22 protein-coding genes are annotated in these 23,263 nt (G+C 71.7%); 13 read left to right on the top strand and 9 right to left on the bottom strand.

Annotated elements, in window-relative coordinates:
* Positions 1-10: 10 nt before the first annotated feature.
* Together J2W45_RS12635 and J2W45_RS12630 are read right to left on the bottom strand one after the other, a co-directional pair.
* Positions 11-592: a DUF2087 domain-containing protein gene (locus tag J2W45_RS12635; protein ID WP_310132385.1), complete on the bottom strand. Its 582-nt coding sequence runs from the start codon at positions 590-592 to the stop codon at positions 11-13.
* Between the two features lie 287 nt (positions 593-879).
* Entirely contained in the window at positions 880-3,198 is a 2,319-nt protein-coding gene (locus tag J2W45_RS12630; protein ID WP_310132383.1) for a glycoside hydrolase family 38 N-terminal domain-containing protein, read from the bottom strand.
* Positions 3,199-3,460: 262 nt separating this feature from the next.
* Between J2W45_RS12630 and J2W45_RS12625 the strand changes: the two genes are divergently transcribed.
* Positions 3,461-4,831 (top strand): ABC transporter substrate-binding protein, encoded by a 1,371-nt coding sequence (locus tag J2W45_RS12625; protein WP_310132381.1) that lies wholly within the window; start codon positions 3,461-3,463, stop codon positions 4,829-4,831.
* Positions 4,832-5,992: 1,161 nt separating this feature from the next.
* Here J2W45_RS12625 and J2W45_RS12620 read toward each other — a convergent pair.
* A complete protein-coding gene (locus J2W45_RS12620; protein ID WP_310132378.1) occupies positions 5,993-6,976 on the bottom strand; it encodes a carbohydrate ABC transporter permease in 984 nt (327 codons plus the stop codon).
* Positions 6,976-7,947 carry a carbohydrate ABC transporter permease gene (locus tag J2W45_RS12615; RefSeq protein ID WP_310132376.1) on the bottom strand — a complete coding sequence of 324 codons (972 nt, stop codon included), beginning with the start codon at positions 7,945-7,947 and terminating at the stop codon, positions 6,976-6,978. Before J2W45_RS12615 ends, J2W45_RS12620 begins: the two co-directional genes overlap by 1 nt.
* Before the next feature lie 546 nt (positions 7,948-8,493).
* On the opposite strand from J2W45_RS12615, the gene J2W45_RS12610 reads away from it, so the two are divergent.
* The 9 genes from J2W45_RS12610 to J2W45_RS12570 all read left to right on the top strand — a co-directional run bounded on the left by J2W45_RS12610 (position 8,494) and on the right by J2W45_RS12570 (position 16,875).
* Positions 8,494-9,528, top strand: coding sequence for a LacI family DNA-binding transcriptional regulator (locus tag J2W45_RS12610; RefSeq protein WP_310132375.1), 1,035 nt, complete (start codon positions 8,494-8,496; stop codon positions 9,526-9,528).
* Positions 9,529-9,962: 434 nt separating this feature from the next.
* Positions 9,963-11,006 (top strand): BadF/BadG/BcrA/BcrD ATPase family protein, encoded by a 1,044-nt coding sequence (locus tag J2W45_RS12605; protein WP_310132373.1) that lies wholly within the window; start codon positions 9,963-9,965, stop codon positions 11,004-11,006.
* Positions 11,003-12,277: a 6-phospho-beta-glucosidase gene (locus tag J2W45_RS12600; protein WP_310132370.1), complete on the top strand. Its 1,275-nt coding sequence runs from the start codon at positions 11,003-11,005 to the stop codon at positions 12,275-12,277. Before J2W45_RS12605 ends, J2W45_RS12600 begins: the two co-directional genes overlap by 4 nt.
* Entirely contained in the window at positions 12,274-13,881 is a 1,608-nt protein-coding gene (locus J2W45_RS12595) for an FAD-dependent oxidoreductase (protein ID WP_310132369.1), read from the top strand. The genes J2W45_RS12600 and J2W45_RS12595 overlap by 4 nt, the downstream gene beginning before the upstream one ends.
* Positions 13,882-13,954: 73 nt before the next feature.
* Positions 13,955-14,269, top strand: a complete 315-nt coding sequence (locus J2W45_RS12590) for a DUF7882 family protein (RefSeq protein ID WP_310132367.1) — start codon at positions 13,955-13,957, stop codon at positions 14,267-14,269.
* A 70-nt stretch (positions 14,270-14,339) separates the two neighbouring features.
* Positions 14,340-14,831 carry a hypothetical protein gene (locus J2W45_RS12585; RefSeq protein WP_310132366.1) on the top strand — a complete coding sequence of 164 codons (492 nt, stop codon included), beginning with the start codon at positions 14,340-14,342 and terminating at the stop codon, positions 14,829-14,831.
* A complete protein-coding gene (locus J2W45_RS12580; RefSeq protein ID WP_310132365.1) occupies positions 14,812-15,261 on the top strand; it encodes a DUF6098 family protein in 450 nt (149 codons plus the stop codon). The genes J2W45_RS12585 and J2W45_RS12580 overlap by 20 nt, the downstream gene beginning before the upstream one ends.
* Positions 15,254-15,913, top strand: coding sequence for a hypothetical protein (locus J2W45_RS12575; RefSeq protein WP_310132363.1), 660 nt, complete (start codon positions 15,254-15,256; stop codon positions 15,911-15,913). The genes J2W45_RS12580 and J2W45_RS12575 overlap by 8 nt, the downstream gene beginning before the upstream one ends.
* Positions 15,910-16,875 (top strand): glycosyltransferase, encoded by a 966-nt coding sequence (locus tag J2W45_RS12570; protein ID WP_310132362.1) that lies wholly within the window; start codon positions 15,910-15,912, stop codon positions 16,873-16,875. Before J2W45_RS12575 ends, J2W45_RS12570 begins: the two co-directional genes overlap by 4 nt.
* 24 nt (positions 16,876-16,899) lie before the next feature.
* Here the strand turns inward: J2W45_RS12570 and J2W45_RS12565 are convergent, their stop codons facing one another.
* The 5 genes from J2W45_RS12565 to J2W45_RS12545 form a co-directional block, all read right to left on the bottom strand.
* Complete coding sequence (locus tag J2W45_RS12565; protein ID WP_310132360.1) at positions 16,900-17,766, bottom strand: hypothetical protein; 867 nt, start codon at positions 17,764-17,766, stop codon at positions 16,900-16,902.
* Between the two features lie 28 nt (positions 17,767-17,794).
* Positions 17,795-18,487: a hypothetical protein gene (locus J2W45_RS12560; RefSeq protein ID WP_310132359.1), complete on the bottom strand. Its 693-nt coding sequence runs from the start codon at positions 18,485-18,487 to the stop codon at positions 17,795-17,797.
* 33 nt (positions 18,488-18,520) lie between these two features.
* On the bottom strand, positions 18,521-20,071 hold the full coding sequence (locus J2W45_RS12555; RefSeq protein ID WP_310132358.1) for an FAD-dependent oxidoreductase: 1,551 nt from the start codon (positions 20,069-20,071) through the stop codon (positions 18,521-18,523).
* 81 nt (positions 20,072-20,152) lie between these two features.
* Positions 20,153-20,434 carry a hypothetical protein gene (locus tag J2W45_RS12550; RefSeq protein ID WP_310132356.1) on the bottom strand — a complete coding sequence of 94 codons (282 nt, stop codon included), beginning with the start codon at positions 20,432-20,434 and terminating at the stop codon, positions 20,153-20,155.
* A gap of 102 nt (positions 20,435-20,536) precedes the next feature.
* A complete protein-coding gene (locus tag J2W45_RS12545; protein ID WP_310132353.1) occupies positions 20,537-20,875 on the bottom strand; it encodes a hypothetical protein in 339 nt (112 codons plus the stop codon).
* Between the two features lie 88 nt (positions 20,876-20,963).
* Between J2W45_RS12545 and J2W45_RS12540 the strand changes: the two genes are divergently transcribed.
* The 3 genes from J2W45_RS12540 to J2W45_RS12530 are packed head-to-tail and all read left to right on the top strand — an operon-like array spanning position 20,964 to position 23,240.
* Positions 20,964-21,575, top strand: a complete 612-nt coding sequence (locus tag J2W45_RS12540) for a flavodoxin family protein (protein WP_310132351.1) — start codon at positions 20,964-20,966, stop codon at positions 21,573-21,575.
* A gap of 47 nt (positions 21,576-21,622) precedes the next feature.
* Positions 21,623-22,411 carry a putative protein N(5)-glutamine methyltransferase gene (locus J2W45_RS12535; RefSeq protein ID WP_310132350.1) on the top strand — a complete coding sequence of 263 codons (789 nt, stop codon included), beginning with the start codon at positions 21,623-21,625 and terminating at the stop codon, positions 22,409-22,411.
* 16 nt (positions 22,412-22,427) lie between these two features.
* Positions 22,428-23,240, top strand: a complete 813-nt coding sequence (locus J2W45_RS12530) for a TspO/MBR family protein (RefSeq protein ID WP_310132348.1) — start codon at positions 22,428-22,430, stop codon at positions 23,238-23,240.
* Positions 23,241-23,263: the final 23 nt, after the last annotated feature.

The following is a 23,263-nucleotide window of genomic DNA, read 5'->3' as shown; positions in this document are numbered from 1 at the left end:
ACCTCCGCGATCAGGAGCCCGACGGCTCGTCGCCCCGCGCGTACTCCGACCCCGAGCGCGTCCGGAGCAGGATGCCGGCGTCGACGAGATAGCGCCGTAGTGTCACCGGATCGTCGCCGAACCGGGCCAGTCTCTCCGTGAGTTCCCGTTCCGTCACGATCTCGCCGACCGCGATCACCCGGCCGGCGATGTGCCGGAGCAGTTGCGAGCGGTCGTCGGCCGCGGCGGGGAACCGGTCGATCCGGCCGTCCGGGCGCAGGAACCGCTCGACGCCCGTCGGACGCGGCTGAAGCGATGCCGAGGCGGCCAGAAGCTCCCGAAACGCCGCGTCGGCCACCTCGACGGCGCCCCCATCGGTGGTGCGGATCAAGCCGGCGGCGTCGAGCAGTTCGCGCGCCCGTCGCTCGCGGGCCGGGCTGAGGGTGCCACCCCCGTCCACGACGAGCTTCGCCCACACCGCTCGCGCATCGCGGTTGGCGAGTGCTGCGACCACGGGCCGCCAATCCACAGGGTGCCCGGTCGCGGACGGCTCGTTGGCCGCGCCGGTCGACGCGCGCTCACCGCCGAGATCCTCTGTGCCGTCCTGCTCCACGCTCCCAGTGTCCCGCACCAGTCCGCCGGTATCGAGCCGCCGACGTCCGTGCGCCGTTGCAGCGTCAGAGCGAGGAGCGCCCGGCGGACAGGGGGACAGGTGGACAGGATGCGGCACACCGCGCGCCCCTGGTCGCGATCCGGCGTGCCGCACCTGTCGTTCGGCGGGGGAGGGAACGCCCGCCGTGGGGGTCATCCGGAGCGCGGGGCGGGATGGATGTGCGGATGTCCCCCTTATGAGGGGTTTGCCAGGTTCATCGTCCGGCGGCCTGGCGCGTGGAGCAGCGCTCACCGCCCGAGAGGCCCCGTGTAGGCGCGCGCCTGGAGCGGCAGTGCCAGGTCGGCGCCGAAACGGGCGACGGCGTCGCGCAGACCGCCGGCATGCGCAGGACGGAAGCGGTAGTGCAGCGTGCCGGTGAACTCCTGGCTGGCCGGGAAGTTCGTGAAGTGCAACGTGTTCATCACCCAGCTGTTGACGTGCCCGGCCGGAGCGACCAGCGTCCGCGCCCACTCGCCGGTCTGGAACCCGCCGAGCTGGACGAGCGGCGCATCCACCGTGCCCCAGAGGATGGCGTCGTCGCCGTTCCCAGCGGTGCCACGGCCGCGCACGCCCACCGCGTGCTGGATCGAGTACCAGTCCTTCGACGTGTCCGGCAGCTGCTCGGTCTCGGCCGCGAACACCGCACCGGCGGTCTCGAGCAGGAACTCGGGCTCGGTCACCGAGAACGGGAAGGCTACGAACACGCTCTCCGGTCCGAAGCGCTCCGGTTTCGCGAGGTGTACGGCGAGGTCGATGTCGTCCAGGTCGCGGTACAGGGTGAGCGTGTGGGTCGCGGTGAGGATGCCGTGCAGCTCCGTCGTCCAGTGGATGCGCGTGAAGGCGGCAGTCTCCGTCACCGCAGGGTCGGCGGCCGAGCCGGCGTGAACGCGGTCGAAGGCAGGGCCGGGGAAGGCGGGGTTGAAGTTCTTGGGGTTGTCGAAGATCGGATGCGATCGTCCCTCTTCGGTCACCTCCTCGATGACGACCGCGCCGAGCCCATGCGGGATGTCCGGGTCGATGAGCTCGCGCCCGGTCCGTCGGTCGATCAGCGAGACCACACCGCCGCGGGACGGATCGACCTCCGCCCGGTACCGTCCGGCTTCGATGACGCGACCGGTGACGGGCGACGGCTCCGGGGCGGGGGCGTCGACCACGACCGCCGAACGCGCGGGGACCTCGGCGACCACGGTCACGCGCCGCGTGCCGTCGACCTCCGCCTCCACGGCCTCCCGGCGGGGGCGGTCGCCGAGGTTGGCGATCAGCACCCCGGATGCGGGCGCGGGGCCGGAGACGCGCGCGTCGCCCGAAGCTGTCGCGGCGGCTCCGTCTCCGGATGCGGCGAGCCGGTAGAGCGCCTCCACGTTCAGGTCGCGCGCCAGGTCCCACGCGCCGAAGGCGAATCCCGCCTTGGCGTTGTGGTGCGACGCGGTGAAGTGCGAGTGCGGCTTGGAGTACGTCTCCCACGAGCCCCAGGTGTGCTCGCCGTAGAGCAGCAGCTCTTCGTCCACGCGGTCGAACGCCTCGGCGAGCTCGGCGCCGTCCCGCAGGCGGACCGGACCGCGGCGGTAGCCGAGCACCGTCGCCAGCGCGGGGTCGCCCTCCCCGCGCTCCGCGGCAAGGCGGAACGCCTCCCGTGCCGACCGGGCGAAGCGCCGCGCCTCCCGGTAGGCGGCCACGTCGCGCGCGGTGGAGCCGTGCCCGTGCGCCCACCAGTCCGCCCACTCGCCGCGGAGGACGGGCAGGTCGTCCGTCGCCTGCGCGGCCAGCGCATCCATCGCCGTGTCGATCGTCGCGGTCTCCATCGGCCGGTCCGGGTGGCGCTCGTTCCAGTGGCGGACGACACGCGTGAACAGGGCCGTCGGCCAGCGGTTGTCGTTGCCGGCGTGCACCACCGCCGTGTCGAACGGGTAGTCGTCCCGCGCCTCCAGGCCGTCGAGGAAGGCGAGGATGCGCTGCCCGGCCAGTTCGACGTCGCCGTCGACGATCCCCCACTCCTCGCCGAAGCCGTAGTGCGTCGACAGCAGCGTGAACACGCGGCGGCCCGACGGCGCCTCCCACCAGAAGACGCTCGGCTGCGTCAGCGGGGCGCGGCCGTGATCCGGGTTGAGCGCCATCACCAACCGGTCGAGGCCGGCGTCGAGCATGGTGTCGGCCACGCCCCACGCGATGCCGTTGACGTCGCCGTGCTGCTCGGTCCGCACCGGGATGCCCGCGTCGCGGATGCGCTCGAGCGCCCGGTACGCCGCCTCGAACTCCGGGAGGTCTGGAAGCTGCGTCATGTTGAGGTAGCCGCCGGTGACCGCGATCGTGCCGTCAGCGGTCGCCGCGGCCAGCGCATCCACCTCGCCGGGGGTCGCCGACCGCAGGAAGTTCAGGACCGGGCGGGCGACCTCGAAGGTCCAGCGGAAGCGGTCCGGGGCGCCCGCCGCGGCGGTGTCCGCGGCGGCGAGCCGCAGCACCTCGCGCACGATCTCGGCGTGCATCCGGTCGATGATCCGCGGGCTGTTCGTGTAGCCGACGTCGTGGTGGGTGTGTCCGAGCAGCAGTATGCGGCGGATGCGGGGCATCGGGCCTTCTTCCGGTGTCGATCTGGCATCGTTGCCATACGACCCTAGGACTTGAGAAGCGCGTCGGACAAGCGTAAGAAACGATCAAGTAACGAAAACCGGGTCCAAGTACCCGGTCCCCTTGTGAAGAGCCTCGCTGCTGCATTACCGTGCGATGTGGGAAGGTTTCCACACTGCCGCCATCGAACCCCGGCAGTCGGGGATCCCGTACCTCTTCGCACGGGCGAGGACGCCCGCTGCGACACCACTGAAGGGAAATCAGATGAACAAGAGGCACACCGCCCTCGCCGCTGTGGCAATCACCGCGTCGGTGGCGCTCCTCGCCGGGTGCAGCTCCAGCGGTGGCAGCTCCTCCGGCGGCGACTTCTCGAAAGACGTCAAGGGCAACCTGAACGCCTGGGGCTTCGACAACGCCGACGAGGTCGGCACCTCGCGCATCGACTACGCCAAGGACCAGCTCAAGGGCGTCACGATCAAGATCGACCAGACCCCGTTCGACGCGCAGAAGTTCACCACCCGTGTCGCCGGCGGCAACGTGCCCGACGTCGTGCAGATGGACCGCCAGTTCGTGGCGACCTACGCGGCGCAGGGCCTCATCCAGCCGCTCGACCAGTGCTACTCGGTGCACAACGTCGACCCGAAGAAGTCGTACTACGGCTCGGTCGTCGACGACATCACCTACGGCGGCAAGATCTACGCGGTGCCGCAGTTCTACCAGCCGCCGGCGATCATCACCAACGAGCGCGTGATGAAGGCCGCCGGGGTCACCGACGCCGACATCGACACCTCGAAGCCCGACACCCTCGTCGCGGCCGTCAAGAAGATGTACAAGGCGTCCGGGGGCAACCCGTCGACCCTCGGCTTCGACCCGCAGGCCAGCGGCCAGGCGGGCCTGTGGCTGCTCGCCAACGGCGGCCAGCTGATCGGCAGCGACGGCAAGCCGACGCTCGACGACCCGAAGAACGAGAAGGGCCTGGAGGTCCTGAAGAAGATCACGGACGCCCAGGGCGGCTACGCGAAGATGAAGAGCTTCACGGACTCCTTCGACTTCTTCGGCGAGAACAACCAGTACGTGAAGGACCAGGTCGGCGCTGAGGTCAACGCCCAGTGGTACGTCAACGTGCTGACCCCGTTCGTCGACAAGGTCGACATCGGCGCCGTTCCCTTCAAGGACAGCGAGGGCAACCCCTTCACCGTCGCATCCGGCACGTCGTTCGTCATCCCGGCGGGAGCCAAGAACAAGGACGCCGCCTGCGCCTGGGCGCTCAGCCTGACCAGCCTGCCGGCCTGGGAGGCCGCGGGTGCCGCCCGCGCCAAAACCATCGAGAAGACCCCGGGTGCGATCAACACCGGCCTGTTCACCGGTTCGCCGGAGGCCGACAAGACGCTCCGCGAGAAGTACGTGAAGCCGTCCGGCAACGCGGGCTTCGATAAGGCGATCTCGACGTACTACGACGTGGTCGGCAGCGGCAAGTCGTTCGGGGCGTCCCCGGCCGGCCAGCAGATCCAGACGGAGCTGCAGAACGCCATCCAGTCGTACCTCCTCGGCAACAAGTCGGCCAGCGAGGCCCTCAAGGACGCGCAGGCCGCGGCCATGAAGGCCTACCAGCAGGCCACCAAGAGCAGCAAGTAACGCCGCTCGCCCCAGGGGCGGTCTCCCACCGGGAGGCCGCCCCTTCTGCGTGCGCGGGGCGCCCGCGCGCCGCTGCGCGGGCGCTGTGCGCGGGGGCCTGCGCCGCGCTAGGCCGGCGCTGTGCGCGGCACGTGCAGCGTGCGTGCGTCCTTTCGCCGAGGTGCACGTCCTTGCGCACCCTCGCGGCGTGTCGCCCCCGACAACGTGCACCTGAGCCGCCGCAGCGGCGACCGCCCCCGCCGAACCGTGAGTGGATGCTGCTACTCGCGTGCAATTCGCGCACCTACTCACGACTCGCACGCCCGGCCGGCGCACCCGAGGCATCCACGTTCGCTGAAGTGCGCGTTGTTGTGGCCCCTGGCGGCGTGTCGACCGCAACGACGTGCACCTCACGGCTGCCGCGGCGGCTGCCGCCCTCGAGTGGTGAGTGGATGCTGCCACTCGCGTGCGATTCGCGCACCTACTCGCCACTCGGGCACGCGCCTAGCGCCCGGCGCCGGGCGCACGCGGCGCATCCCCTCTCGCTGACGTGCACGTTGTTGTGGACCCGTCCGGCGTGTCGACCGCAACGACGTTCACCTCACCGCTGCCGCGGCGGCTGCCGCCGTCGAGTGGTGAGTGGATGCTGCCACTCGCGCGCAATTCGGGCACCTACTCACGACTCGTGCGCCCGTCCGGCCTCCGGGCCGGGGTGCGCCCATGCGGCGCATCCCCTTTCGCTGAGGTGCACCTTGCTGTGGCGGCGGGCGGCGTGTCGACCACAACTGCGTGCACCTCACCGGCTGCAGCGGCGGCCAGCGCCGTCGAGTGGTGAGTGGATGCTGCCACTCGCGCGCGATTCGCGCAGCTACAAACGACTCGAGCGGCTGTCGGGCGCGCCAGGCGCGGGGCGCACGCGGCGCATCCCATCGCCGAGGTGCACCATGTTGTGGACTCCATTGGCGTGTCGGCCGCATTTCGGTGCACCTCGCGCGGACACGCCAGGGCCACCGCACAAGGGCGTCCGTGGCCACCTCCGCGCAGCGCGCATCTACCCGCACTTTGGCCCCGCCTGCGCGCTGCGCGCATCCACTCACACCCGCGCCCGGCAGCGCGCCCCCTTAAACGACGCCGGGCGCGGCGGACCATATGTCCGACCGCGCCCGGCATCCGGGATCGGGATCAGCCCTTGCGGCCCTGCGTGGCCACGCCTTCGATGAAGTAGCGCTGGCCGAAGCCGAACAGCAACAGCATGGGCAGCGTCACGATCAGCGCGGCCACCATGACGTACTGGTAGTCGCCGTGTCCACCGTTGGTGGGGCTGAACGTCGTCATCGCGTACGAGATGCCGAGCGGCACCGTGAAGCCTTCGACGCCTCCCGCGTTCAGGTAGATCAGAGCCGCCTGCAGGTTGTTCCAGCTGGCCTGGAACTCGAACAGGAAGATGATGATGAACGAGGGGATGCTGAGCGGCATCGCGATGCGGGTGAACAGCTTCCAGTAGCTGGCACCGTCGAGGCGTGCGGCCTCGAACAGTTCACGCGGGAGCCCCATGAAGAACTGCCGCTGCAGGAAGATGTAGAACGCCGAGCCGAACAGGTTCATCCCGAACAGGGGGATCCACGTGCCGACCAGGCCCAGGTTCTTCCAGATCAGGTACTGCGGAACCATCGTCACCGCGCCCGGCAGCATCATCGTCGCGAGCACCAGGCCGAACAGCAGCGTCCGGCCGGGGAACTTGAAGTACGCGAACCCGAACGCCACGATCGAGCTCGAGATCGCGACCAGGCCGGCGGCGAGGACCGCGATGACGACGCTGTTGCCGATCCACGACAGGAGGGGCAGCTGGTTCCACACCTCGACGTAGTTCTGCGGGGTGAACGTCTTCGGCCACAGCGAGTTGTCGAAGACCTCCTGCCGCGGCTTGAGGCTCGCAGCGAGCAGCCAGGCGAACGGGTACAGGAACAGCAGCGTGAAGCCGAGCGCGATGATCCACAGCACGGTCTTGCCGATGATCGACTTGGGCTTGTACCAGCGGTTGCCGACCGGCTTCTCCCCAGGACCGCGGCCGGTCGGTGTGCCCTTGCTCTCCAGCTGGGCGGCCTCCAGTTCGGAGGCGAGCGGGGCGAGGGCCGCGGCGGCAGTGGACTGCGTCGTGGACGACATCACTTGTCTCCTTCGTAGTAGACGAGCCGGTTGCTGACCTTCACCTGCACCAGGGTGATGAGGAGGATGATCACGAACAGCAGCCAGGCCATGGCGGCGGCGAAGCCGAAGTTGAACTGCCGGAACGCCTGCTGGAACAGATAGACGCCGTAGAACAGCGACGAGTCCGGCGACGCGTTCGTCTGATCTCGCCAGAACAGCAGATACGCCTGGTCGAACACCTGCAGCGCCGCGATCGTCAGCACCACCACGTTGAAGAAGATCGCCGGGGAGATCATCGGGATGGTGATGGTGAAGAACTTCCGGATGGGGCCGGCGCCGTCGAGGGACGCGACCTCGTAGAGGTCCTGCGGGACGTTCTTGAGCGCCGCCAGGAAGATCACCATCGTGCCGCTGACGCCCCACAGGGTCATCAGGACGATGGACGGCTTCACCCAGTTCGGGTCGATCAGCCACTGCGGGCCCTCGATGCCGAACAGCGCGAGGAAGCGGTTGATCGCGCCGGTGTTGCCGTTGAGCAGCAGCAGGAAGATGGATGCGGTCGCCACCGCCGGCGTCATCTTCGGCAGGTAGTAGATGGTGCGGAACACGCCGGCTCCTCGTCCCACCCAGTTGAGCAGGAGGGCGAGCAGCAGCGCGAAGATGATCTCGAGCGGCACCGCCATCACGGCGTAGAACAGCGTGTTGCCGAGCGACAGGGCGACCTTGGGGTCGTTGAACAGCTCGGAGTAGTTGTCGAACCCGGCGGGGCTCGCGCTGTTGGTCGCCAGGTTGTAGTTGCTGAACGAGATGAAGAGGCTGTACAGCATCGCGCCCAGGGTGAACACCAGGAAGCCGATGATCCAGGGGCTGATGAAGAGGTAACCCGCGATGGCCTCGCGCTTGTTGTACTTCTTCGCCCGCGTCTTCTTCTCCGGCTTGCGGTCACCCGTTCGGGTCTTGCTGCGCGATGCGTCGGTCAGGACGGCCATCAGCGGCCTCCCTGCGTCGCGTCATCGAGCTCGGTGATCCTCATCGCCACCCTTTCGATCCGTCCCCCGCCTCCTTCGGCGCGGTGTGGCATCGTTACCACATAGCTGCGACTATAAGTCCTCACGCCCGGGCCTGCAACCGAACCCGGGCCATTCCCGGGTTGAGCCGACTTGCGCGGCGGACCCGTCCCGGCTGTGTGGGCGACGCCGACGGGGGAACTGCTCTGTGTGACGCGAACGGTACACCGGTGCGGCGGCGGAGTCAGGGGGATGCGCGGTGCCGCGCGGCGAACGGGGACGGGACGTACTGCCGCTGGTGTCGCCTCGCGGTGCGGGGCGTGGCGCGATCCGGTCTCGCATACCGGCGCCCGGCACGAGGGGGACGCGGTGAGGCGGTGTCCGGCGTTGCGGCGCCGCGCGGGTGCGGCGCGCTGTGACGACGCGAGCGGGACCCGGGAGGCGCGGTCGCGCGGTGACCGTTATGGTGGATTTCGCCGGGCGTCCCGGCGCTCCGGCGCGCGACAGTCCCGCGCGAGAAGGGTGCCCATGATCGAGAACGACGCGGAGGGGGCTCCGCGCCGCGCGACGCTGAAGGATGTCGCGCTGGCGGCGGGGGTGTCGCAGTCCACCACATCCCGTGCGCTGAGCGGCGAAGGCTACGTCGCCGCGGGCGTGCGCGAGCGCGTGGTGGCGGCCGCAGAGTCCCTCGGCTACGTCCCGCACGCGATGGCCCGCAGCCTGCGCAAGCAGGACAGCCGCACGATCGGCGTGCTCATCTCCGACCTGCGGAACGCCTTCTATGCGGACCTCGCCGCCGGCATCGCCGCACGCGCGCGCCGTGAGGGCTACACGATGATGCTGGTCGACGATCAGGGATCCACCGAGGCCGAGATGGATGCGGCGCGCGCCTTCGTCGCCACACGCGTCGCCGGCGTGATCGTCACCCCGCTCTCCGGCGACGTGTCCGACTACCTGATGCGGCAGCACATCCCCGTCATCGAGGCGGACCGCCAGTTCTCGGCCGGACGCTGCGACGCGGTCATCATCGATAACTCGGGCGTCGCCAAGCGGATGACCGACCACCTCATCGACCTCGGCCACCGCCGCATCGCGCTGTTCATCGACGAGACCACGTGGACCACCGGTGGGGAGCGCGCCGCCGGCTACCGCAGCTCGCTCGAGGGCTCGGGGATCGCCGCGGACCCGTCCCTCGTGATCTCGACGGGATGGGACGCCGACGGCGCCCGCAAGTCGGCCATCGACATCCTCGCCCGCCGCGACCACCCGACCGCCATCTTCGCCGCGAACAACCTGCTGGCGGAGGGCGTGTGGCGGGCGACGAACGACCTGGGGCTGCGCATCCCCGAGGACGTCAGCGTCGTCTCGTTCGACGACTCCGAGTGGATGAGCATGGTGAGCCCCGGCATCACCGCGGTCGCGCAGGACGCCGTCGCCCTCGGCGAGACGGCCCTCGACCGCCTGCTCGGTCGCCTCAAGGACCCGGCGGCCGAACCTCAGACGATCGTCCTCGAGGCGCAGGTGCTGCCCCGCGGCTCCACGGCGGCGCCCCGCGCGCTGTAGCGGCGCGTCCGCCCTGGGCCTTCTCGCGCTGCCTCGCGCGAGATTTGGCGCAAATCGTGGTTATCGCGGGACCTTTCCCGCGATTTGGCACAAATCTTCTGGGCGCGTGTCTCCCCGGGCTCGTGTGCAGCGCACATTCGGCACGAATGTCGGGATTGCGGGCTGGGGAGGCGACATTCGGCACGAATCCCGCCGCGAGGTCGTTAGGCGCGGTCGTCCCGAGATTTGGCGCAAATCGTGGTTATGACGGCCCGTTTCCCGCGATTTGGCACAAATCTTCGGCGGCGGCGGGAGCGTATTCGGCACGAATGTGGGGATGGCGGGCTGGGGAGGCGACATTTGGCACGAATGGCGCACCGCCTGCGCAGGCCGCCAGAAAGCGAGGGTGGAAACGATCCCATATTTGCGGCAGGATGGGCGCGGCGAAAGGACCGATGCTGACCACCTTCCCGAACCCAGCCGCTGAGCCGGCCCTGGCCGTTGCGATCGACGGCGGCAACTCGAAGACCGAGGTCGTCGTGCTGGAGCGCGTCCGGGATGGGGCTGACGTGCTGGTCGAGCGGATGCGCGCGATCGGCGGGGGCAGCGGGTCCGGGCCGCAGGCGGTCGTCGCAGCGGTGCGGGACGTGCTGGCCGAGCGGGACATCCGGCCGGAGCGGGTCGCCTGGGTGTCGGCGGCGATCGCGGGGCTGGATTTCCCTGGCGATGAGACGGCGCACGGTTCCGCCCTGGCCGGGCTTTTCCCGAATGCCGCGATCGAGGTCGTCGGCGACGCTGTCGCGGTGCTCGAGGCGGGCGGCGGGGCGGGCGACGCGCTCGCCGTCGTGTGCGGCGCCGGGCTGAACGCGGTCGCACGCGGGCCGCTCGGTGTCGCGACGGTTCCGGCGCTCGGCTGGGTGAGCGGGGACTGGGGCGGCGGTGACGAGCTGGGCCGCGAGGCGGTACGTGCCGCCGCGCGCGCCGAGGACGGCCGCGGGCCGGAGACGGCGCTGCTGGCGCTGGTCCTCGCGCAGACGGGCGCGCCCGACACGGTGTCCCTCGCCCGCAGCATCCGGGACGGACGCGTCAGCATGAAGCAGGTCGGCGCGCTGGCGACGACGGTCGCACGCGCTGCCGCGGAGGGTGATCCCGTCGCGACGGAGCTCATGGGTCGCGCCGCCCGCGAGGCCGTACTGCTCGCTGGGGTGGTGACGCGCGGTGCGTGGGGCACGGAGCGGCGCGTCCCGCCGGATACGCCTGCAGCGCTGGCCGGCGGGCTGTTCGCGGACGAGGGGTTCCGCACCTCAGTGTCCGAGGGGTTGCGCGCGCTGGGCTTCGACCCACGGCCGCTCGCGTTCCGTCCGGTCGACGGCCTGGTCCGCGCACTACGCGACCGCGCCGCCGACCTCCCGGCCGCTCCCGACCTCCCGGCAAACACCCCCGGCCCACTCCCCACCCCCACCCCCACCCAACCCCCCGAACGAAAGGACCCCCGATGAAGGTCACCGTCATCGGCGCCGGCTCCACGTACACGCCCGAGCTGGTCTCCGGCCTCTGGAAAGAGCGCGAGCGCCTCACGGTCGACGAGCTGTGGCTCATGGACGTCGACGGTCCCCGGCTGGAGATCGTGGGCGGCATGGTGCGCCGGATGCTCGCGCGGCAGGGCGCCGACGTCCCGGTGACCCTGACGACCGATCGCACCGCCGCCATCGAGGGGGCGGATGCGGTGCTCATCCAGCTCCGGGTCGGCGGGCAGCGCGCGCGGCTGCAGGACGAGCTGTTCCCGCTCGCGTGCGGCTGCGTCGGGCAGGAGACCACCGGCGCCGGCGGGCTCGCCAAGGCGCTGCGGACCGTCCCGGTGGTGCTGGACATCGCGCGCGAGGCCCGCGAGAAGGGGAACCGGGGCGCGTGGGTCGTCGACTTCACCAACCCGGTCGGCATCAACACCCGGGCGCTTCTCGACGACGGTCACAACGCCATCGGACTGTGCAACTTCGCCATCGGCGTGCAGCGCTGGATCGCGCGCGAGCACGGGGTGGAGCCGCACCGCGTCGAGGTCGACCCGGTCGGGCTGAACCACCTGTCGTGGGTGCGCCACATCCGCGTGGACGGCGAGGATGTGCTCCCGCGCATGATCGCCGAGCGCTCCGACGAGCTGGGCCGCCGCGGCGGCGTGACGGGCGAGCTGATCCGCGACCTCGGTGTGCTGCCGTCGTACTACCTGAAGTACTACTACGCGCACGACGCGACCGTGGCGGAGATGAAGGCGGGCACGCCCCGCGCGACGGTCGTCGCGGACGTCGAGCGCGAGCTTCTGCAGCTGTACGCGGACCCGCGCGTCGACACCAAGCCGCCGCAGCTGGAGGCTCGTGGCGGCGCCTTCTACAGCGAGGCGGCGACCGCGCTGCTCGCCTCGCTCGTGGCGGGAACGGGCGACAACCACGTCGTGAACGTCCGCAACGACGGCCTGATCGCCGGGCTCGCCGACGACGACGTGGTGGAGACCCTGTGCCGGGTGGATGCGTCGGGCGCGACGCCGCTGCCGCAGGAGCCGGTCGCGCCGGAGCTGCTCGGCCTCATCCAGCACGTCAGCGCCTACGAGCGGCTGGCCGCTCGGGCCGCCGTGACGGGCGACCGACGCCTGGTCCGGATGGCGCTGCTCGCGCATCCGCTCGTCGGCCAGTGGGACCTGGTCACGGCCCTGGAGCGCGGGCTGTTCGAGACCGGCGGCGACCTGCTGCCGCAGTTCGCGGAGCGCGCGGGCGCATGACCCGCTCCGCGGACGTCGTCGTGTACGGCGCCACGTCGGCGGGCGTGGCCGCGGCGGTCGCCGCGGCGGAGGCGGGCGCGCGCGTCCTGCTGCTCGAGCCGCGACGGCACCTGGGCGGGATGACGTCGGGCGGCCTCGGCTACACCGACGTCGGCGACGTGCGGGCGCTGGGCGGAGCGGCGGCACGGCTGCGCGCGGACATCGCCGAGCACTACGGAACCGCGCCCGGACACTACGCCGGCCCCGAGCCGCACGTGGCGGAGGGGATCTTCCGCCGCTGGCTCGAGCGCGCCGGGGTCGATGTGGAGTTCGACGCCCGCCTGCTCGGGGCCGAGACGGCGGAGCGACGCGGCGGACGCGACGGACACCGCGGCCACGACGGCCACGACGGCCACGACGGCCCCGACGGCCGCGAGCTCCGGGCAGTCACGGTCACAGGCGCCGGCCGGGTCGAGGGCGCAGTTTTCATCGACGCGAGCTACGAGGGCGACCTGCTGGCGGCCGCGGGCGTGCCGTACCGGGTGGGTCGCGAGGACCGCTCGCTGTACGGCGAACGGTTCGCCGGGCGCCAGGAGCTGCTGCCCGGGATGCACAACATGCCCCCGTGGGTCTCTCCCTTCGCCGGCGACCCGACGGGCCGGACCGAGGGCCGCATCCTGCCGCAGCTGCACGACCGCCCGCTCGCGGGCATCGGTGAGGGCGACGGCGGCGTGATGTCGTACGGATACCGGGTCTGCCTGACGACCGCGGCCGACCGCATCCCCTTCGAACGTCCGGACGACTACGACGAGGAGTACTGGGAGCTCGCGCGACGGCTGTTCGCGCGCGATCGCCGCGAGGGCGTCGAGCGCACGGCGGGGGCGATGCTCGGCCTCGAACCCAACCTTCCGGGCGGGATGGCCGACGGCAATTCGCTGGGTCCGGTCTCGCTGAGCGTGCTGGACGGCTCGGCATGGGAGTACCCGGACGCCTCCCCCGAGCGGCGGGAGGAGCTGCGCCTGCACCACCTGTCGCACACGCGCGGCTTCCTCTACTTCCTCTCGCACGACCCGGCCGTGCCGGCGGGCATCCGCCGCGAGCTGGCGCGCTGGGGGCTGCCGCGCGGCGAGTTCGCCGACACGGGGCACCTGCCGCATCAGCTGTACGTGCGGGAGGCGCGGCGGATGCTCGGCGAGCGTGTGCTCACCGAGCACGACCTCCTGGCGGGGGCGATCCCGTCCGACACGGTGGCCCTCGGCTCCTACCACATCGACGTCCGCGAGGTTCAGCGGGTCTGGCGGTGGGTCTACGAGCATCCCGAGCCGATCGGCACGGTCTTCACCGAGGGCTACCTCTCGGTGCCCGTGCCGCTGTACGGCATCCCGTACGCGTCGCTCGTGCCGCGCCGGGTGGATGCGGTCAACCTGCTGGTGCCGGTCTGCCTGTCCGCGTCGGCGGTGGCGTTCGCCTCGGTCCGGATGGAGCCGCAGTACATGATGCTGGGGCAGGCCGCCGGTGTCGCGGCGGCGCTCGCCGCGGGGCGCGGGGACGACGTCCAGGACGTCGACGTGGAGGTGCTGCGCGACCGCCTCCGCACGACCGGCCAGCGGGTCGAACCGGCTTGACCACGGTCTGGGACCGGTGTCAATCCCCCTGACACGAAAGGATTTCGGTGCCGCCTTAAGGCACTATGAGGTTATGGGAAAACTCGTCTACGGCGCCGGACAGGAGTACGACCTCGATGACCGCGTACTCAGCCACGTCAAGCTCGCGATCGTCGCGAAGCTCCGGCGTCACGAGAGCTTCCTGCTGAACTGGGATGTGCCGGTCGAGCAGGGCTCCGGGCGCGTCTCGCTCTGGATCAGCCGCGAGGTCCCGCTGGCGTTCCAGTTCAGCGGCAGCCGTCCCCCGGCGATCAACCCCCAGTGGCTCGAAGCGCTGATGCACACGTCGCAGCGCACCGGCGGGATGGTCATCATGGCCGAGGACGAGATCGCCCACCACATGCCCTGAATGGGGGGCACGGTTCGAGCGCTTCGTCAATCCCCTGCTTTTCCGGAGGGTCCGCCTTAGCTTTGCTTGCATGGGCGATATGACGGCGAGTGCGGTGCTGATGATGCTGCCGCGCCGAGCCCGGACTCCCGTCGCCGTTCTGGCGGAGGGGCCGGTCCCCTCCTCCCTCCGGTTGGACGTGTTCGGCGGACGCGACCTCTTCGTCCGTATGCGGCGAGGGACGGGCGTCCACGGGCTCAGCGAGCCGTACCGGGAGCAGCCGCGCGACGAGTACCCGGCGGAGTCCGACCCCGCGGTGGTGGTCACCTCCGACAGCCACGCCCCCGCGCGCTTCGCCTGCTCCGCCTCGGTGTTCGGGGCGACGGACGTCATCGTCTTCGTCCCCCTGGACGCGGACGGCGAGGCGCCCGCTCATGTCAGGATCCCCATCCCGTCGCTCGATCGACCGTCGTGGCACGACTACGAACTGGTCTCGCGCACCCGGATGGAGTGCCGTTACCGCGTCGCCGACACGAATGACGCCATCCCCGTTGGAGGTTCCCGTGCTGTATCAGCTCTCTGAGGTCGAGCGGCTGCTCGCCGAGACGCCGGGGCTGTACGTCCGCTACTCCGCCGGGTACGCCGCAGACCTGGAGGACGGGTCGGTGGATGCCGAGAGCGGCCTGCCGCTGCCCGGCCTCAGCGCGCATCCGCTCGACGCCGAGCCCTGGTGGACGCTGCCGCGCGTGGAGTGGATCGCCCGCCAGATCAGCCGTCTGCCGGCCCCGCGTCACGCACCGCAGGACGGCTCCCGGCCCGACCGCTTCGCCTGGCTGCTGCGCGGCACCGTGGCCGGGCGCGGCCCGGACGGCGAGGCCCTGATCGCCGATGTCGAGGTCGTCGGCCGGCTGGCCGAGTGCCTCATCGAGCAGGCGGACCGGGTCTGGGGCGCCCGCTTCGACGCCGAGCTCGGGCGCCGGGAGGCGGAGCTCGTCTCGGTGGCGCATGCCTGAGGCGGTCGACGTGGAGCCCGGAACCGAGACGACCGTCGCCGCTAGCGCCGTGCTGCAGCTGATCTCCGACAGCCCGTCGGGCGGGACGGCCATCGTGCTGCGGCGGCCGGAGGCGCCCCCGTTCATCGTGATGGGCGACGACACCGAGGAGGGTTTCGCCCGGCTGCGGCGCGGGACCATCGCCTACGGCATCCCGGAGTCGTATCAGGCCCTGCCCCGCGACATGATCCGCGCGGGCCACATCCTCCACGTCCGCGACGACCACCAGCCTGCGCGGGTGGACAAAGCCGGCTCGATCTTCGGACCGGAGCCGGACAAGCTGTGGGTGCCGCTGGACGACGAACGGCGGCCGTTCGCGCGGATGCAGGTGCCCATCCCGTCGCTGGAGCGACCGGCCTTCGTCGAGTTCGTCCTGATCGGTGGCGACGAGGTGCTCGAGTACCGCCTGGACGGCGAGGCGCGGCTCGGTGACGGCTACATCTGCTCGTACTGCGGCAAGCTGTGCGCGCAGAAGGAGCCCCACACCGCCGCGCACGGGGTCGCCGGGCACACCCACGCCGGCGTTCCGGCGGGCCAGGACCAGGACGGCCCCGCTCCGGAGACCGGCCCGCTCGAGGTCCGGGGCCACCCCGGCCCCGGGTCGCAGCTGTGAGCCGCGCGTTGCGGCTGCTGGTCTGGCAGGTCCACGGCGGGTGGATGGACGCCTTCGTCCGCGGCCGGCACACGTACCTGCTGCCGCTGGATGCGGAGGGCGGCGGTGGTGTCGGCGCCCGCGACTGGCCGGCCAACGTGGTCGACGTCCCCGAGGCGGAGCTCGCGTCGACCCCGTTCGACGTGGTGATCCTGCAGCGGCTGGAGGAGTTCGACCTGGTGGAGCGACTCACCGGCCGCAGACCCGGCGTCGACGTGCCGGTGGTCTTCGTCGAGCACAACACACCGCAGGACAGCGTCCCGAACTCGCGGCATCCGCTCGCCGACCGCGACGACGTGATGATCGCGCACGTCACGCACTTCAACGCGCTCTTCTGGGACACGGGATCGACCCGGACGACCGTCATCGAGCACGGTGTCGTGGATTACGGCAACTTCTTCACGGGCGAGCTCCCGCGGGCGGCGGCGGTCATCAACGAACCGGTGCGACGGTGGCGGGTGACCGGGTCGGACCTGCTCGGCGGGTTCGCAGCGGTCGCCCCCGTCGACGTGTTCGGGATGCAGGTCGACGGGCTCGCCCAGGCGCTGGGCGTCGGGGCCGACAGGATGGTCGCGGCGGGCGACATCGAGGCACCGCGCCTGTTCGCCGAGGTGGGCCGCCGGCGCGTCTACGTGCACCCCAACCGGTGGACCTCCCTCGGGCTGTCCCTCCTGGAGTCGATGACGGCCGGCGTACCGGTGGTCGCGCTGGATGCGACGGATGCGCGGCGCGCGGTCGTCCCGGGGGTGGGCGTCGTCTCCACCGACCCGGCCGAGCTGCACGCCGCGGTGCGGGCGTTCGTCGACGACCCCGGTCGCGGCGCGGAGACGGGGGAGCGGGCGCGGGAGTGGGCGCTCGAGCGCTTCGGGCTCGGCCGCTACCAGGCCGACTGGGACGAGCTGCTCGCGCGCTGGGTCGGCTGACCTGCGCGAACCGGTGACCGGCGTTCAGTCGTCGCGCGCGTCTCGCAGCGCCTTCTCGGCATCCCGGACCGCGTGCTGCGCCTCCGAGAGTCGGCCGCGCAGCTCGCGCTCGGCCGCGCGCACCTCGTTGAGGTCGTCCAGGATGCGCTGCAGGCGTCGCTGGAGCCGCTCGCGTTCCCCTTCGAGGTCGCCCCGGCGGTCCACCGTCTCGTCGAGCTCGTCGTCGATCGCGTCGGCGTCCGCCCGGGCGCGCTCGACCGCCTTCTCGGCGGCGCGGACGCGGCGCTGCCGCTCGCGGCGCTCGCTGGCCGACTCCTCCGGCTCGGCAGGCGTTTCGTCGTCCTGCCGATCGTCGCCCGCTGCCGCAGACCGTCCGGAACCGGACCGCTTCGACCGCGGTGACGGCGTCGGGAAGTCCTCGATCTCGATGGGGAGGGCCACCGCATCCGACACGTCGACCTGCTCCAGCCCGGTCGACTCGAGGGCGCGGACGAGCATCCCGCTGCGCACCGCCGCTGCGGCCGCGGGATCGATGACCGCGGCCTGCAGGGTCTCCTCCACCTCGCGCTGGACGGCCGGGCTGAGACCCAGCCCCTCGGTGGCGCGCTGCAGCATCCGCTGACGCTCCTGGGTGAGCGAGCGGATCTCGGCACGGTCGCGCGCGGCGAAGGCGTCGCGCATCCGTGCTCCGATGTCGAGCACGTCGCCGACCAGGTCGGGATGCTCGCGCATCAGCGCGTTCACCGCCGCGGCCGAGGCCGACGGCTTGCGCAGCGCCTTGATCTCCTTGGCGGTGGGGCGGTCGGCCTGCGCCGCGGCCGCGTTGCGACGCGCGATGAAGTCGCCGGGGGCAGCGGCGTACAGCTCGCCGGCGACCTCCCGAACGTCCATGCCGCGAGTGTACGCGCGCGGCGACGGGTCAGGCGCGGGGTGCCTTCGCCGCCTTGACCGCCGCGAACCACTCGTTCGACGGGCGCAGCCAGATGAGAATGACGCCGACGACGGCGAGCGCGAACTGGAGGAACCCGGCGCCGTAGCCGTTGATGATGTTCAGCAGCGACAGCACGGTGAGGACGGTCAGCACGATCCGAGCCCAGTTCGCGCCGCGGCGCATGAAGAACGCGAACAGGACGAGCGCCACGGCCCAGAAGATCAGGGTGATGATCGCCCAGGTGGTGGCCCCGGCGATGACGGCGTCGGCGACGCTCTCGGGGTTGGCGGAGCCGTTCCGGTTGGATTGGCGCACGGCCTCCAGGAAGTCGGCGCGCTGCGAGCCGATCGCCACGATCGTGATGATCCCGCTGATGACGCTGAGCACGGCGCCGGCGACGAAGAGCCAGAAGGCGATGTTGACGTTGCGCGGCGGCGCGGTCGGGTCCGCGAGCGGAGCGCCGGCCGGGTAGCCGGACGCGGCTGCCCCCGGGTACGCGGGAGGCGGCGGGGGCGCGGCAGGGAAGCCCTGGCCGGCCGGCGCGGGCGGCTCGACCGGCTCAGCGGGCGTCGCGGCGGGCGCGGCCGGCGCAGCGTCGGGTGCGGGCGGCGGGGTCGTCGGCTCGCCGGGCCCGGTGGATCCGGCGGGGCGCGGCGTGCTCTCGTCGTCAGGGATCGTCATGCCGCGACCCTACTCCCGGCCCGCGCAGGCTGACTAGGCCTGACGAGCCGCCCCACCGGGGGCGCCGTCGCCCGCCGTGGCGTCCGCCGGCGCGGCCGGGGCCGTCCCCAGCGGCTGCGTCGCCGGACCCTCGAGCACCGTTCCGTCCGGCGCGAAGCGCGAGCCGTGGAGCGGGCAGTCCCACGAGAGTTCCGCGTCGTTCCAGCGCACCACGCCGCCGAGGTGCGTGCACACGGCCGTCAGGGCGCAGGTGGTCCCCTCGACCGTGGAGACGGCGACCGGCGTGCGGCCCCGGCGGCCGACCACGCCCGTGCCCTCGGCGACCGGCTCGTCGCCGACCTCCGGTGCGGTCTGCGCGGCCGCCCATTCCGTCACGGCCGCCTTGCCGACGCCCGCGTTCATCGCGACGCCCGAGGCGATGTCGACGGGCCGGGTCACCCGGTGGTGCATCACCCGCGCCCATTCGAGCGTCTCGCCGGTCAGGTCGGCGGTGAGGCTGAGCGCCGAGGCGATCGCATTCGTCATGCCCCACTTGTCGTACCCGGTCGCGAGGTAGACGCGGCCGCGGCCGCGGGGGAGCCAGCCGACGAACGGCACGCGGTTGGCGGACCGGTAGTCCTGCGCCGCCCACCAGTGCGTCCTTTCGGCGCCCGGGAACGTGCGCTCCGCCCACGCGGACAGATCGGCGAGCTTCTCCGCCGGAGAGTCGGCGCGCCCGGCGGGATGGCCGTTGCCGCCGACGAGGAGCAGTTCCGAGCCGTCCGCGGCCGCGGCCGTGCGGAGCGAGCGCGTCGGCGCGTCGGCCGAGAGGTACATCCCCTGCGGGATGTCGCCCGGCACGCGGTAGGCGGTGACGTACGACCGCGTCGGCTCGACCTTCGCGAAGTACAGGCCGCGGTCCAGGATGGGCGTCCCCGTCGCGAGGATCACCTGGTCCGCGCGCGACGTGCCCGACGTGCTCGTGACGACCGCGGGCTTCGACGCCGACACATCGGTGACGCGCTCGCCCTCGACGATCCGCCCGCCCAGGCGGCGGAACTCGGCGGCCAGTGCGGCCAGCACCCGGAGCGGATGCACCTGTGCCTGACCGCCCAGCTTGAGCACCCCCTCGACCGGGAACGGCAGCTCCGTGCTCCGCTCCTCGACCGCGTCCAGGCCGGCCACGCGCGCTGCGGCGAGCTCCGCATCCAGCTTGTCCAGTCCGTCCAGCGTCGTCGCGTACGTGACGGCGTCGCGCATCTCGAACGGCACCCGCTGCTCCTCGAGGAAGTCGAGCAGCCAGCCCTGGCCGGCCGTGTTCCCGTCGACGTAGGCGCAGAGCACCGCGTCGGAGGAATGGCGGCGGATGGAGGAGAGCGTCGTGCCCTGCAGCAGGCTCACCTTGCCGGTCGTGTTGCCGGTGGTGACCGCGCCGACCGTGCGCGCCTCCAGGACGAGCACCCGCATCCCGGAGCGAGAGAGCATCAGCGCCGTGGCGAGGCCGGTCAGGCCGGCGCCGACGATGATCGTGTCGTAGTGCCCGTCCCACTCGAACGAGTCGGTGGGGATGGACGGGGAGGTCTCGAGCCAGAGGGAGGTCGGCATGAGACGAGCATCCCCCTCCGTCGTGGTGGGCGGAAGCGGTTGACTTACGCTGCCGAAGGCCTGGCCGGCCTCAGCGCGGCCTCAGGCCAGGGAGTCGAAGTCGAACCAGAACGCGTCGTCGTCGTCCTCGCCGGCGGCCGAGCCGGTGGAGACGGGGTCGCGCGGGATGGTCGCGGTCTCGATGCGCACCTTCGTCTGGCTGGTGACGAAGATCTCGCTCGGCGGACGACTGGACTGCGTGATGGAGACGAAGTCGCCGTCGTTCCTGCTCGCTTCGACGACCCTGCTCTTCAGCTCCTCGACCGGCGCGCGGTCGACGAAGGTGAACCTCAGGTCGTCGATGTAGACGTGGAACACCTGCATTACCCTCTCCCGGTCGTCGGTTACTCGCCCGATAGTACGCGGCGAATCGGGTTGCGCCAGGTGCACTCGCGTATTCGCGAAACGCGCCGCCTCGCGCGGCGGTCAGAGGAGGTCGTAGTCGAGGTCGGGTATGTCGTCGGTCCCGTGCTCGACGTAGGTGGCCTTCTGCGGTCCCAGGGCGGCGATCTTGTCCTCGAACTCGGCGACGAACGGCTCGTCGAGCAGTTCGGGACCGGAGTACGGCTCGTCTTCGGCGAGGATCTGTGACGCGGGCCCGAGCAGCATGAGCGCCTCGCCCGTCCCACCGCCCTCGATGACCACCGGAGCGCGAACCTCCGCGGCGTCGTTCTTGTGGGCCAGTGCGGCAGCGAAGCGCACCAGGACGTCGGCGATGTCGTCTCCCGTCAGGAGCGAACCGCTTGCATAGTAGATGCGCTTCATCACCCATCCATACGGTCACCTGGGCATAAGGTCAAGGTCGCGGCGGAACCGGTTGCGGTTTTCGCCGGGGGCGCGTTCACTCCGCGGCATGACCGATGAGAACCGTCCCCTGACCGCACTCGCCCTCGTCTGCACGCTGAAGCCGTCGCCGAACGAGTCCAGCAGCCAGCTCCTCGCCCGGCAGTTGCTGGACGAGCTGGCCACCCACGACGTGACGGGCACGGCCGTGCGGCTCGTCGACTACGACATCAAGCCCGGCGTCGAACTGGACGAGGGCGAGGGTGACGAGTGGCCGAAGATCCGCGAGCAGGTGATCGCCTCGGACATCCTGCTGATCGTCACGCCGACGTGGATGGGGCACCTCTCGTCGGTCGCGCAGCGGGCGCTGGAGCGGCTGGATGCTGAGCTGTCCGAGACCGACGAGGACGGTCGTCCGCTGGTGGAGGGCAAGGTCGCCATCGTGGGCGTCGTCGGCAACGAGGACGGTGCGCATGCGATCATCGCCGACCTGTTCCAGGGGCTCAACGACGTCGGCTTCAGCATCCCCTCGCAGGGCGCCACGTATTGGAACGGCGAGGCGATGGGCTCGGTCGACTACAAGGACCTGGACGAGACGCCGGAGTCGGTCGCGGGCACGAACGCGACGGTCGCGAACAACGCGGCGCACCTGGCCCGGCTGCTGGCGGCGCAGCCGTACTGATCCCCGGGCGACCGCGCCCCGGGCTTCCGCGCCGCTAGCATGACGGCGTGCCCGAACCGGATGCTGGAATCGTCGCGCGCCTGAGGGCGGCTGGCTGCGTCTTCGCGGAGGACGAGGCGCGGCTGCTCACCGAAGCTGCTCGTTCGTCCGCCGAGCTGGAGCGCCTCGTGTCCCGCCGGGTCGCCGGCGAGCCGCTCGAACCGCTGCTCGGCTGGGTCGAGTTCGGCGGCCTGCGGCTGCGCATCGGTCCGGGGGTGTTCGTTCCCCGCCGCCGTACCGAACTGCTGGCGCGGAGGGCCGCCGGGCTGGCGCGGGACGCGATGGGGCGGTCGGGCCGTGCCATCGTCGTCGACCTGTGCTGCGGAGCGGGCGCGATCGGCGCCGTCGTCGCGTCCTCTGTCCCCGATGCGGAGGTGTTCGCGTCGGACGTGGACCCGGCCGCCGTGGAGTGTGCCCGGCAGAACCTCCCGGCGGACCGCGTCTTCGGGGGGGACCTGTTCGACGCCCTCCCGGCCGCCCTCCGTGGCCGCGTGGACGTGCTGGCCGTGAACGCACCCTACGTGCCGACCGCCGCGATCCCGCTGATGCCGCCGGAGGCGCGCGACTACGAGCCGGGCGTCGCGCTGGACGGTGGACCGGACGGCCTCGACCTGCACCGCCGGATCGCCGCGGAGGCGTCGTCCTGGCTCGCTCCAGGAGGAACCCTGCTGATCGAGGCGGGTGAGGAGCAGGCGGAGGCGTCCGCGGCCCTCTTCGCGGCCTCTGGGCTGCGGACCAGCGTCGAGACGGACGACGAGGTGGGGGCGACGGTGGTGCTGGCGACGGCCGTGCGATAGGTCTACCGTGCGGGGCATGAGCACGCTCGCCGCCGCGCGGCCCATGCCGGTCGACCGCGTCCGCCAGTCCCTCGTCATCGCCGGCGCCGTGATCGCGCTGATCGGGGCCGTCGTCGGATCCGGGTTCGCGGGCGGGACGCCCATCCCCGAGGTGGCCGGCGGAGCCCTCAGCGCGGACGCCACGTTCCTCGCCCCGGCCGGGCCGGCCTTCGCGATCTGGTCGGTGATCTACGCGGGCCTGGTCGCCTACGCGATCTGGCAGGCGCTGCCGTCGCAGGCCGCCCGCGACCGCCAGCGCCGCGCCGGGTTCTGGGTGCTCGGCTCGCTGCTCCTCAACGCCGCGTGGATCCTCTCGGTGCAGGCCGGGCAGCTCGCCCTGTCGGTGGTGGCCATCGTCGCGCTGCTGGTCGTCCTCATCGTCGCGTTCGTCATCCTGCGCCGCCACCCCGCCGAGTCGACGGCCGACGCGGTGCTCTTCGACGGCGTCGTCGGCCTGTACCTGGGCTGGGTGATGATCGCGACCGTGGCGAACATCGCCTCGTGGCTGCAGCAGGCCGGCTTCGACGGGTTCGGCGGCAACCCGCACGGGTGGGCCATCGCGATGCTGGCCCTGTTCGCGGTCATCGGTTGCGCCCTCGCCGTCTGGGACCGCGGACGCTTCGCCCCCGCGATCGCCTCCGCCTGGGGCCTCGCCTGGATCGGCGTCTCGCGTCTCACCGGCACCCTGGTCTCCGCCCCGGTCGCCATCACGGCCTTCGCGGCGGCCGCCCTCCTGCTCCTGGTCGCGCTCGCCGTGCGCGTGGCCCGGCCGGAACCGCGCCGCCGCTAGCCGCACCCTCCCGTCCCGTACGC

The sequence above is a fragment of the Leifsonia shinshuensis genome, from assembly GCF_031456835.1.
In the GTDB taxonomy this organism is placed as follows: Bacteria; Actinomycetota; Actinomycetes; order Actinomycetales; family Microbacteriaceae; genus Leifsonia; species Leifsonia shinshuensis_C.
The sequence above is the reverse complement of the archived record's forward strand: the minus strand, read 5'-3'. Positions and strand labels throughout refer to the sequence as shown.